1 pseudogene is annotated in these 12,799 nt (G+C 72.2%); it reads right to left on the reverse strand.

Annotated features, from left to right (window positions below):
- Positions 1-1,382 precede the first annotated feature (1,382 nt).
- A pseudogene (locus tag DTL70_RS01375) lies at positions 1,383-12,782 on the reverse strand (SDR family NAD(P)-dependent oxidoreductase); the annotation flags it as partial.
- Positions 12,783-12,799 lie beyond the last annotated feature (17 nt).

Raw genomic sequence — 12,799 nt, forward strand, 5'->3', positions numbered from 1 at the left:
GGAAAATCCGTGACCCGCGTCCGCAACGCGCTATTGCGCTCCCCTGGCGCAGCAGTGCGAGGTTCCGGTTCCGACCGGCCCCAACCAGTCGAATAGCTACCTGGGTCGCGGTGGGTTCTGCTGTTTTCCGTCGCGTCAGGAACTGTCAGTGCCAGCGCCCGCATGCGTGGGTTGGTCACCCGATTCCGGCGCGATGGGCCGGTCCCGCCGCAGAGCGGCTACTCCGCCGACCGTCCTCAGACTCCCGCGCCGGCCCCTTGGGTCTTTCGCCCGTACGCAAGGCGTAGGCCGGCACGGCTGTTGCGAAGAGTCCGACGGACATGCTCCAGACGACGCCGAGGTGCACGGCCTGGATGAACGCGTGATCGGCGGACTGCGCCAGGGCGGACCGGTCGGCTGTGGCGGCGGCGCGCCGGGCCTGTTCCGCCGATACCCGGGCGCCGGCTGAGCAAAAGTCCTGCCCATACCGGGCCCGCTGCCATTCCAGCCCCGATGGAGGTCGAGGAAATGGCGATTGCGGTCGCCCGGGTGGGGCCGGTGAAGGTCCACAACAGGACGGCGAAGCCGGCGGGCGTGATCAGTGCGGTGCCCACTCCCATCGCGGCCCGGGCGGCAATCAGCTGGTCGGCATCGCCTGCGTATGCGGCCCAGATCGAAGCCCCGGCAAAGATCACCAAGCAGCGAACACACCATGAGAACGGAAAGAATCAACCGCTGCCTGGACTTCGACACTGTGGGAGGCGTAGCCATGGCCACCTTTGAATATCAGCGGGAGCACGGAACGTGTGGACTATAAGCAAGCTCCACAACACTGTCAACCTTGGACTTACTCGCCAAAATACTTGCGACCCAGCGCACTATATGCCTCTCCGATATTTGCCGACTGAACAATTTTATGCCTCCGAAGGATTTCTCGAGGTGAAAAGCCCGCTGTTCCGCGCTCGGGCGATCGGCAGAGTCCGGAGACCGGAGTCCGGCCTTCGGACAGGATCTGCCGCGGCGCATCAGGAAGTAGTTGGCGGCACGCCTCCGTCGGCTGCTTCCTGGACACCTTGCGGTCCACCCCGGCGGGCCGGACACCTGGCTTCTGGACCGGCCCCGCGTACCCATGCACAGAGCGCTCGACGACGTCGACCACGGTGTCCATGTCGCCCCTTCCACCCGGCGCTGTCCATCGGCCTCTCGGAGCCGTCGAGGGGCCTCGACGGCTCCGAGAGGCCAGGACTCTCACCCCGGGCGCCGGTGCCCGTGCGGAACCCGACCGACGAAGGAGCGGACCGCTGTCATGTGCCCCCTTCCATCAAATCTCCTCGAATCTCCTAGGAATTACCTCGAATTACCTCGGGTTTCCTCGGGTTTCCTCGAATCCGACGGTCCGCATATCAATGGCCGCCCAGCGCGTCGAGCCAGCGCCCGAGGTGCGCGGCGGTCTCCGCCGCCTGTTCCTCGATGATCGAGAAGTGATCTGCCTCGATGTGCTCGCTCGGCCCGCGGTGTTGCCAGTCGGGAACGGGGTCGACGTCTCCGAAGCTGCCCAGCGCCACGGTGGCCCGCAGATTCAGTGTCGGCGCGGCGATCGGCTTGGCCTCGCGCTCCGCATACAGCTGCGCATAGCCCCCCATGGCGACCAGTCCGTGGTCGTCGACGGGGGTCAGTGCATTGTCCCTGGACAGGATCTGCCCCAGCGCGTCGGTGAGTACGCCGCGGTTGAGTTCGACGTCTTCCGTGGAGTAGGTGTCGATCATCGCGACACCCGCGAGGTCGTAACCGTCGTCTTCGAGCCGCCGGGCGACCGCGTGGGCGAGCGCACCACCGATCGAATAGCCGATGAGCGCCACCGGGCCTCGTTCGAGTTGCGAGGCGACGGCCGCGGCGAGGCTCCCGATCGCCGCCGTCCATGTCGCCGGCAGGTCGTCGCCCGCGCTCGTCCCGGGCAGCCGCAACGCGCTGACCTGCCGCTCACCGCCCAGTTCGCGGGCCAGGCGGGCGAACTGGTGCGGGCCAGAGCCCGGCAGGAACGAGGGGACACACATCAGCGCCGGTGCCGCGGCGCCGCGCGCCAGGAGCCGCGCTGCCGGGCGCTGTGCGGCGGCCTCGTCAGCGGGGTATGTGGCCATCAAGGCCGAGCTCGCGAGCAGCAGGGGCATCGCCCCTGCCAGCTCACCGCGGCGATGCGCCGCCGACACCAGGTCGGTGATCGTGCCGCGCACGCCGGAAGGTGCCTGCTCGACCACGCCGGTGTCGGATTCCTCGATCAGCGAGCGCACCAGTTTCGCCACATCGGTGGCGGTCGGGTGGTCGAAGACCAGCGTCGACGGCAACGTCAGCTCCGTCAGCCGTGCGAGCCGGTTGCGGAATTCGACGGCACCGAGGGAGTCGAATCCGAGCTCGGTGAACGGCGCGTCCGGGTCGATCGCGTCGCCGGACAGATGCCCCAGGACCGCCGACGCGACGTTGCGCACCTCGCGCAGGATCGCACCGTCGCGGTCGGCGTCGGGCAGTGCCGCCAACTGCCGCGCCAGGTTGACATCGGCGCTCGCGGCAGCCGGGGGAACCCGGATCATGCCGCGCAGTACTGCGGGCAGTGTGCCGGCGCGCGCCAGGTCGGTGAGCGCCGAGGTGTCCAGCAGTGCCGTCATGGGTGTGGCCCGATCGGTCGCGAGTGCGGTGTCGAACAGCGCCATCCCGGACTCCGAGTCGATCGGGACGAGACCCAGCCTGGCCCGGATCTGGCGGGCGTACTGCTCGGCGCCCTCCCCGCTGAGGAGCTCTGCCATGCCGACGGTCCACAGTCCCCAGGCCAGTGAGTGCGCGGGCAGGCCCGCGGACCGCCGCACGCGTGCCAGCGCGTCCAGCGCGCTGTTCGCGGCGGCGTAGTTGCCCTGTCCTTGTCCGCCGAGCAACGGCGCCGCGGACGAGAACAGCACGAACGCCGACAGGTCCAGGCCGCGGGTCAGCTCGTGCAGGTGCAGTGCCGCATCGATCTTCGGTGTCAGCACCCGTGTCGTCTGGTCGGCGGTGAGGGTGTCGAGCGTGCCGTCGTCCAAGACGCCCGCCGCATGGATGACGGCAGTCAGCGGGGCGTCGTCGTCGATGCCGGCCAGCAGGGCCTGGACCGCGGCGCGTTCGGTGACGTCGCAGGCCGCGACCCGCACCTGGGCGCCGAGGTCGGTCAGCTCAGCGACCAGGTCGGCGACGCCGTCGGCGGCGGCACCGCGCCGCGATGCCAGCAGCAGCCGTCGTGTGCCGTGCGCTGCGACCAGGTGCCGGGCGACGATCGCGCCGATGCCGCCGGTGCCGCCGGTGATGAGCACCGTGCCCTGGCCGAACGACAGGGGCACGTCCGGTTCGGTGGCGGGCAGCGACTGCAGTCGCGGTGCCAGGAGCCGGCCCTCGCGAACGGCCAGGTGCGGTTCGTCCCGGGCCGCGGCGTCGGCGAGCGACGTGATCGGCAGGGCGTCGCTGTCGTGGTCGATGAGCAGGAACCGCCCCGGGTGCTCGGACTGTGCGCTGCGCACCAGGCCCGCCACGGCGGCTCCGGCCACATCGGGTTCCTCACCGGGCAGTCCGGCGGCCGTACGCGTCACGATCGCGAGCCGGCCGGGGTGCCCGGCCGCTATCCAGTCCTGCAGCAGTGCGAGCGTCCGCAGCACGCCGGCGTGTATGTCCGCCGCGCCGGCACCGGCTGCGCGGGGCGCCTGCCATACCACCGTGTCGGGAACATCCTGCAGCGCGGCGAGTTCCGCGAGACCGACACAACTTGCCGGGGGCTCAGGGGCCTCGACGGTCGCCGGGTCGCCGAGCACGACGATGCGCCCGGGGTCCGCCTGGGCGACGGCGGGTACGGCCACCCACTCGAGGTCGAACAGCGGTGCCGCGCCGCGCAGCTGGGCCAGCGCCCGCCGCTCGATCGGGCGGACTCGCACCGAGTCCATGCTCAGCACGAGGGCGCCGCTCGCGTCGACCGCCTGCACGCGGAAGGTGTTCGGTGCGGTGCGGACGATGCGGGCGCGCAAGGAATCCACGCCGGGCTGTGCCAGCTGGACACCGTCGAAGACGGAAGGCAGTGGCACCCGGCCGTCGGGCCCGCCCTCGGCGAGCGGGCCGACAGCCGCGTGGAAGAGCGCGTCCAGCAGTGCCGGATGCAGTCCAAAGGCGGTGGCCCGCGCTGCGGTGTCGGTGTCGAGCGCCAGGTCGACGAAGACTTCCTCCCCGCGCGTCCACGCAGCGCGCACGCCCTGGAACACCGGGCCGTACCCGAAGCCGAGGTCGCCGAGCGCGCGGTACACCTGCTGCCCGTCGACCGGGTCGCCCGCGGCCGGAGGCCACGCCTGGGACCAGTCCGGTGCCGGGGTCGGCGCGGCGGGCGTGAGCAGGCCGCGGGCATGCGGCACCCAGGCGTCGGCGGCGCGGGCGTGGATGGTCACGGTCCGGTGCCCGTCGGCGTCGGGTTCGCCCACGGCGAGCTGCATGTCCGCGGCGCCATCGGCCGAAAGCATCAGCGGCGCCGCGAGCTCCAGTTCCGCCAGGCGCGGCACGCCGAGCCGGGCACCGGCTGCGAGGGCCAGTTCCACGAATCCGGCACCCGGCATCACGACCGTGCCGAGGACGGTGTGATCGGCGAGCCATGGGTGCGTGCGCAGCGAGAGCCTGCCGGTGAACAGCCACTCGTCCTTGCCGGCGAGCTGCACTCGGGCGTGCAGCAGCGGATGGTCGGCGGAGTCGGCGCCGGCGAGCGGCGCCGCGCTCTCCGCGGGCTGCAGCCAGAAGTGTTCGTGCTGGAAGGCGTAGGTGGGCAGGGCGATACGGGCCTGCGGTCGGGCTCCGAAGTAGGCCGCCCAGCGCACCGGCAGGCCCGCGCAGTGCGCGGTGGCCAGTACGGTGGCCAGCTGCTCGGGTTCGGCGACGGTGCGCCGGGATGCCGCGGCCACCGATGCCCGTGCTGCGGGGTCTGCCGCCACAGTGGCGCGGGTCATGGCCGTCAGCACCGCGTCCGGGCCCAGCTCCACGAACAGGCCCACACCCGAATCGAGCAGTGACTGCACCGCCGGGGCGAAGCGCACTGACTCGCGCACCTGCCGTACCCAGTACTCGGGCGTGAGTACCGCGCCGTCGGCGAAGGCGCCGGAGACCGTGGAGCACAAAGGTATGCGCGGCTCGTGATACGTCAGGCCCGCGGCGATCTCCGCGAAGTCGGCCAGCATCGGATCCATCAAGGCGGAGTGGAACGCGTGGCTCACCCGCAGCCTGCTGGTCTTGACGCCCTCGGCCGCCAGCCGCGACTCGAGGTCCGATACCGCCTCGGTGTTTCCGGAGAAGACCACCGCATCGGGGGCGTTCACGGCGGCCAGCGAGACGGCCCCGGCCGCGCTCAGTTCCCGCGCCCTCTCCTGCGGCACCGCGGCGGCGAGCATCGCTCCCCCGGCCGGCAGCGCGCCCATCAACCGGCCACGGGCGGCCACGAGCCGGCACGCGTCCGACAAGGACCACACCCCGGCCGCATACGCCGCGGCCAGCTCACCGATCGAATGCCCGGCCAGCACATCCGGTGTTACGCCCAGCGACTCGACAAGGCGGTACATCGCCACCTCGAACGCGAACAGCGCGGGCTGGGCGTACTCGGTGCGGTCCAGCAGAGTCCCGGCGGCCGCGCCGCTCGCGGCGGCCGGCACGCCGAACATCACCTCCCGCAGCGGATGCTCCAGATGTGCGTCGAATTCCGCGCACACCTCGTCGAGCGCGGCGGCGAAAGCCGGGAACTCCCGGTACAGACCAGCGCCCATCCCGGTCCGCTGCGCGCCCTGACCGGTGCACAGGAACGCCGTCGTGCCCCTCCGACCGACGCCGTCGACGAGGCCCGGTCCCGGCTCGCCGGCTGCCAGGCGCGCCAAGGCCGCCAGCAGCGTCTCCCGGTCCGTGCCCACGACGGCGGCACGCTGCTCGAGTTGCGCGCGGTGCTGCGCCAGCGTCACCGCGACGTCGGTCAGGTCCAGCTCGGGACGTGCGCGCAGCGCGTCGTGCAGCCGGCGCGCCTGCGCCCGCAGCGCGGCGGTCGTCCGCCCGGACAGCAGCAGCGGCAGGGCTGCCGGGTCCGGCAGCTCGGCCGGCCGCGGCGGGACCGCGGGCGCCTCTTCGAGGATGACGTGCGCGTTGGTCCCGCTGATTCCGAACGACGACACTCCCGCCCGGCGCGGACGCTTCCCGGCCGGCCACGGCTCGGCCTCGGTCAGGATCCGTACCGCGCCCTGCGACCACTCCACGTGCGGCGACGGCGCGTCAACGTGCAAGGTGGGCGGCAACATCTCCTGCCGCAGCGCCTGCACCATCTTGATCACACCGCCGACACCGGCCGCGGCCTGCGCGTGCCCGATGTTCGACTTGAGCGACCCGATCCGCAGCGGCTCGGCGCGCTCCTGTCCGTAGGCGTTGATCAGTGCCTGCGCCTCGATCGGGTCACCCAGCGTGGTGCCGGTGCCGTGCGCCTCCACCGCGTCCACGTCGGCCGCGGCCACCCCCGCGTTGACCAGTGCCTGCGCGATCACCCGCTCCTGGGAGGGGCCGTTCGGTGCGGTCAAGCCGTTGCTCGCACCGTCCTGGTTGACGGCGCTGCCGCGGATCACGGCCAGCACCGGACGCCCGTCGCGCTGCGCGTCGGACAGCCGCTCGAGGGCGAGCACACCGACGCCCTCCGCCCACGAGACACCGTCCGCGCCACTCGCGAACGCCTTGCAGCGCCCGTCCGGTGACAGCGCCCGCTGCCGGGAGAACTCCAGGAACAGCAGCGGAGTCGACATGACCGTCGCCCCGCTGGCCAGGACCAGCGAGGCCTCCCCGGCGCGCAGGGCCTGCACCGCCAGATGCAGGGCCACCAGCGACGACGAACACGCCGTGTCCACCGTCACCGCGGGGCCTTCCAGACCGAGGGCGTAGGACACCCGGCCGGAGACGACGCTGCCGGCCGATCCGGTCGCCAGGTAGCCGTCCGCGGCACCGTCGGCGGCCTCGCGCGCCGTGTAGCCGTAGTCCTGGTACATGACGCCCGCGTACACCCCGGTGTCGCTGCCCCGCAGTGCGGTCGGATCGATGCCGGCGTCTTCGAGCGCTTCCCAGGACGCCTCGAGCAGCAGCCGCTGCTGCGGGTCCATCGCCGCTGCCTCGCGGGGTCCGATGCCGAAGAAGGCGGCATCGAAGTCACCCGCGGCATGCAGGAACCCGCCTTCCCGGGTGTAGATCTTGCCGGGTTTGCCGCGTTCGGTGTCGTACAGGTTGTCGAGGTCCCAGCCGCGGTCGCCCGGGATCGGGGTGATCGCGTCGACGCGCCCGGCGAGCAGTTCCCACAGCTGGTCGGGATTCTCGACGCCGCCGGGATACCGGCAGCTCATGCCGACGATCGCGATCGGCTCGTCGGCCGTGGCTTTGGCCCTGGTCGAGGCCGGGCGCGGGCGCGCCTGCTCCTCTCCGTCGACCCGGGTACGCAGGAAGCCCGCCACAGCGGCGGCGGTTGGATAGTCGAATACCAGCGTGGAGGGAAGCTGAACGCCTGTGGCGGCGGTCGCCTTGTTGCGGAACTCGACTCCGCCGAGCGAGTCGAAGCCCAGCTCCGTGAACGGTGTTTCGGGGTCGATGGCGTCGGCCGACTCGTGGCCGAGGACCGCGGCAGCGATCGCGCGGACCTCATTGCGGATCAGCGCCTCCCACTGATCGGTGGGGGCGTCGAGCAGCCGTCGGCGCAACGGGCTGTCGGCGACCCGGCCTCGCGACGGTATGTGCATCAGGCCGCGCAGCACCGCGGGCAGCGTGCCGAGCCGGCCCAGCGCGGTGAGGGCGGGTGTGTCGAGCAGCGCGGTCATCAGCATCGGTTCGCCGGTGCTCAACGCGTCGTCGAGCATCTGCATGCCGGTGTCCGGCTCGATCGGGGACAGCCCGAGGCGCGCGCGGATCTGACGCGCCAGATGTTCGCCGCCCGAGTCGTTCAACGCCTCGGCCATGCCGCGCTTCCACAGCCCCCAGGCCAGCGAGTGCGCGGGCAGACCGGCGCTGCGGCGCGCCTGGGCGAGTGCGTCCATCGCCGCGTTCGCGGCGGCGTAGTTGCCCTGGCCCTGCCCGCCGAGCAGCGGCCCGGCGGAGGAGAACAGCACGAACGCCGACAGGTCCATGTCGCGGGTGAGCTCGTGCAGATGCCAGGCGGCATCGGCCTTCGGGGCGAGCACCCGGTCCACCTGCTCCGCGGTCAGGGTGTCGATGGTGCCGTCGTCGGCCACGCCCGCGGTGTGCACGACGGCGGTCACCGGTTCGTGCGCCGGTACGGATTCCAGCAGCGCCGCGACCGCGGCGCGGTCGCCGACATCGCACGCGGCGACGCGTACGTCGGCGCCCAGCTCGGTCAGCTCGGTGACCAGGTCGGCGACGCCCGTCGCGGCGGGGCCGCGGCGCGAGGCGAGCAGCAGTCTGCGTACCCCGTGCCGGGTGACCAGATGACGTGCGGTGACGGCGGCCAGTCCGCCTGCGCCGCCGGTGATCAGGACGGTGCCGTCGCCGAAGGGCTCGCCGGTCGGTTCGGCGGTGGTCGCACGCGTCAGCCGGGGTGCCACGGTGGCGCCGTCGCGGATCGCGAGCTGTGGTTCGTCCGTGGCGGCTGCGGCGGCGATCCGCTGGTGCGGGTCCGCGAGGTCGCCGTCGTCGAGGTCGACGTTCACGATGCGCCCCGGGTACTCCGATTGCGCACTGCGTACCAGGCCGCGGACGGCCGCTGCCGCGAGGTCCGGCCTCTCGCCGGGCAGGCCGGCTCCATTGCGCGTCAGCACGATCAGTGTCGAGTCGGCGCAGCCCGGTTCGGCGAGCCAGTCGCGCAGCACCGCGAGGGCGTCGTGTACGGCGGTACGGATGGTCGCGGGGACGTCGTCGTCCGCCGACGCCGTTTCGGGCGACCAGAGAACAGCCGCGCCCGTGTGGCCCCCGCCTGCCGCGAAGGCCGCGACATCCTCGAACGTCTCGGCGCAACCTGCGACGGGTCGACCCAGTGCGACCAGTTGCCGGTCCGACACCGCAGGCGCCGTCACCGCCGTCCAGTCGAGAGCATAGAGCGGGCTGCGGGCACCGGCCAGAGCGCTGGCGGCCGCGGGGCGGGCGAGCACGGAGTCGATCGACAGCACCGCGGCGCCGGTGGCGTCGCAGGCGTCGATGCGCACCTTCTCGGGGCCCGAACGCGTGATGCGGGCGCGGACCGCGGTGGCGCCGTACCGGAAGACACGCACGCCGCCGAAGGTGAACGGAAGCGGCAGCCTGCCCTCGGGCAGGTCCTCGGCGAGCGCGTCGATGACAGCGTGGAAGGTCGCGTCCAGTAGCGCCGGATGCACCCCGAAGTCCGCCGCCCGGCCCGCTGCCGTCTCGTCCAGGGTCACCTCGGCGAACACCTCGTCACCACCGGTCCAGGCGGCGTGCACGGCTTGGAAGCTCGCGCCGTAGCCGAATCCCAGGTCGGCGAGCCGGTCGTACAGCCGCGTTCCGTGGATCGGCGTGCCGTCGGCCGGCGGCCAGTCGGCGTCGGTCCAGGCCGGTGTCACGCCGTCGGCGGGGGCGAGGGTGCCGGTAGCGTGCAGTGTCCAGTCCGGCTCGGCCGGCTGGGTCCCGGCGGTGCCGGTGACGGCACGCGAGTGGATCGACAGGCGTCGGCGGCCGGTGTGGTCGGGCTCGGCCACCGAGAGCTGCACGTCCACGGCCGTGGAACCGTCGAACAGCAGCGGCGCCGCCAGGACGAGTTCGTCCACGACGGGCAGTTCCAGGCGGCTGCCCGCGGCCAACGCGAGATCCACGAACCCGGTGCCGGGCAGCAGCATCGTTCCGAAGGCCGTGTGGTCGGCGATCCACGGCTGGTCGGTGGTGGAAAGCCGGCCGCTGAACAGCCATTCGTCGCGGCCGGCAAGCGGCGCGGCGACGCGCAGCATCGGATGATCGAGCGCGGTCAGACCAGCGCGGCCCATGTCACCGAGCGCGCCGTCGTCGGGCTGCACCCAGTAACGGCGATGCTGGAAAGCGTAGACCGGCAGGTCGAGGTGGGCGGCCGGCCTGCCCGGTGTCAGCGGCGCCCAGTCGACGCCCACGCCCGAGCAATGGGCGGCGGCGAGCAACCGCAGGAACTGGTCGACCTCGTCGACGCCGCGCCGTGACGCCGCGGCGACCAGCGCGCGGGACGCCACCTCGTCGGTCAGGGTCCGGCGGGTCATCGCCGCCAGCGCCGCGTCGGGACCCACCTCGACGAAGCGGCGCACGCCGGCGTCGGCGAGTGACTGCACCGCCGGGGAGAACCGCACGGCCTCGCGCACCTGCCGCACCCAATACTGCGGCGTCAGCAGTTCGGGACCGGCCGGCGCACCGGACACCGTGGAGCACACGCTGATGCGCGGCGCCCGGTACTCGACCGATCCGGCGACCTGCTCGTACTCGGCGAGCATCGGCTCCATCAACGCCGAATGGAAGGCGTGACTGACCGTCAGCCGGGTCGTTTTCACCCTCTCGTCCGCCAGCCGGTCCTCCAGCGCGGCGATCGCCGCCGTCTCGCCCGAGAAGACCACCGCGTCGGGGGCGTTCACAGCGGCCAGCGAGACGGCCCCGGCCGCGAGCAGCTCCTGCGCCCTCTCCTGCGGCACCGCGGCGGCGAGCATCGCTCCCCCGGCCGGCAGCGCGCCCATCAACCGGCCACGGGCGGCCACGAGCCGGCACGCGTCCGACAAGGACCACACCCCGGCCGCATACGCCGCGGCCAGCTCACCGATCGAGTGCCCGACCACCACGTCCGGGGTCACACCGAACGACTCCAAGAGGCGATACAGCGCCACCTCGAACGCGAACAGGGCGGGCTGCGTGCATTCCGTCCGGTCGAGCGGGGCCATGCCCTCGGTGTCGCCACCGCCGCTCCGGCCGCCACCCATCCCATCGAACATGACCTCGCGCAGCGACACCCCCAGCAGGGCGTCGAATTCCGCGCACACCTCGTCGAGGGCAGCGGCGAACACGGGGAAGGCGGCAGCCAGCCCAGCTCCCATCCCGATACGCTGCGCGCCCTGGCCGGTGAACAGGAAGGCCGTCTCGCCGCTGGTGGCGGTACCCGAGACCACGTGCGGGGAATCCGAACCCGCGGCCAGCGCCGTGAGGCCCGCGCGCAGACCGTCCCGGTCGGCGCCGAGCACCGCGCCGCGCCTGCCCAGCTGCGCGCGCGCAGTGGTCAACGCGGCAGCGACATCGGTGTCGTCGGCCTCGGGGTGGTCGGCGAGCCAGTCCAGCAGCCGGCTCGCCTGTGCCCGTAGCGCGGCCTCCGACTTGGCCGAGAGCAACCACGGTGCCGGCGGGGTCGATGAGCCCGACTGCGACTGCTGTGCGGCAGCGTCCGGTCCCGTCGCCGGATCGGCAGCACGGTCGCGCGGCACCTCTTCCAGGATCACGTGGGCGTTGGTCCCACTGATCCCGAAGGACGACACACCCGTCCGACGCGGACGATCGAGTGTTGGCCACTGCTGAGCCCGCGTCAGCAGCCGCACGGTGCCCGCCGACCAGTCGACCTCGGAGGTCGGCTCGTCCACGTGCAAAGTCGAGGGCATCACCCCCTCGCGGAGCGCCATCACCATCTTGATCACGCCCACGACACCCGCCGCGGCCTGCGTGTGACCAATGTTCGACTTGACGGAACCCAGCCACAACGGGTTGTCCTCCCCGCGGGCCTGGCCGTAGGCGGACAGCAGCGCCTGCGCCTCGATCGGATCGCCCAGCCGCGTCCCCGTACCGTGCGCCTCCACGGCATCCACCTCGGACGCCGGCACCCGCGCGTCAGCCAGCGCAGCCCGGATGACCCGCTCCTGCGACGGCCCGTTCGGCGCGGTCAGCTGGCTGCTCGCACCGTCCTGATTCACCGCGGAACCACGCATCACCGCCAGCACCCGATGCCCGCTGCGCTCCGCGTCCGACAGCCGCTCCAGCACCAGCACGCCCACGCCCTCGGCCCAGCCCGTGCCGTCCGCCGACGACGAGAACGCCTTGCACCGCCCGTCCGGGGACAAGCCGCGCTGCCGGGAGAACTCCACGAACGTGCCCGGTGACGCCATCACCGTCACACCGCCGGCGAGCGCCATCGCACACTCACCCTGCCGCAGCGACCGAGCGGCAAGATGCAGTGCGACCAGCGAGGACGAACACGCGGTGTCGATCGTCACCGCGGGTCCCTCAAGACCGAAGGTATAGGCCAGACGACCCGACGCGATGCTGCCCGCGCTTCCGGTCAGCAGGTAGCCCTCGAAGTCCTCGGGCGCCTCGGGAATCCGGGAGCCGTAGTCGTCGTACATGACGCCCGCGTACACCCCGGTACGGGAGCCCCGCAGCGCGGTCGGGTCGATGCCCGCGTGCTCGACGGCCTCCCACGCCGTTTCCAGCAGCAGCCGCTGCTGGGGGTCCATCGCCGCCGCCTCGCGCGGACTGATGCCGAAGAACTCGGCGTCGAACTGGTCCGCCTCGTGCAGAAAGCCGCCTTCGCGGGTGTACGAGGTCCCCAGGTGGTCGGGGTCCGGGTGGTACAGGTTTTCCAGGTCCCACCCGCGGCCCTCCGGGAAGGGACCGACCGCGTCGCGTTCGGCGCTCAGCAGTTCCCACAGGTCGTCCGGGGAGGCGATGCCGCCCGGGAGCCGGCATGCCATGCCCACGATCGCGATCGGCTCGTGCGCACGCTCCTCCAGCTCCTCCACACGCTGCCGGCTCTCCCGCAGGTCGACCGTTGCCCGCTTGAGGTAGTCGCGAAGTTTCTGCTCGTTGTCCA

This window comes from Streptomyces diacarni (assembly GCF_003323715.1).
GTDB classification, from domain to species: domain Bacteria; phylum Actinomycetota; class Actinomycetes; order Streptomycetales; family Streptomycetaceae; genus Streptomyces; species Streptomyces diacarni.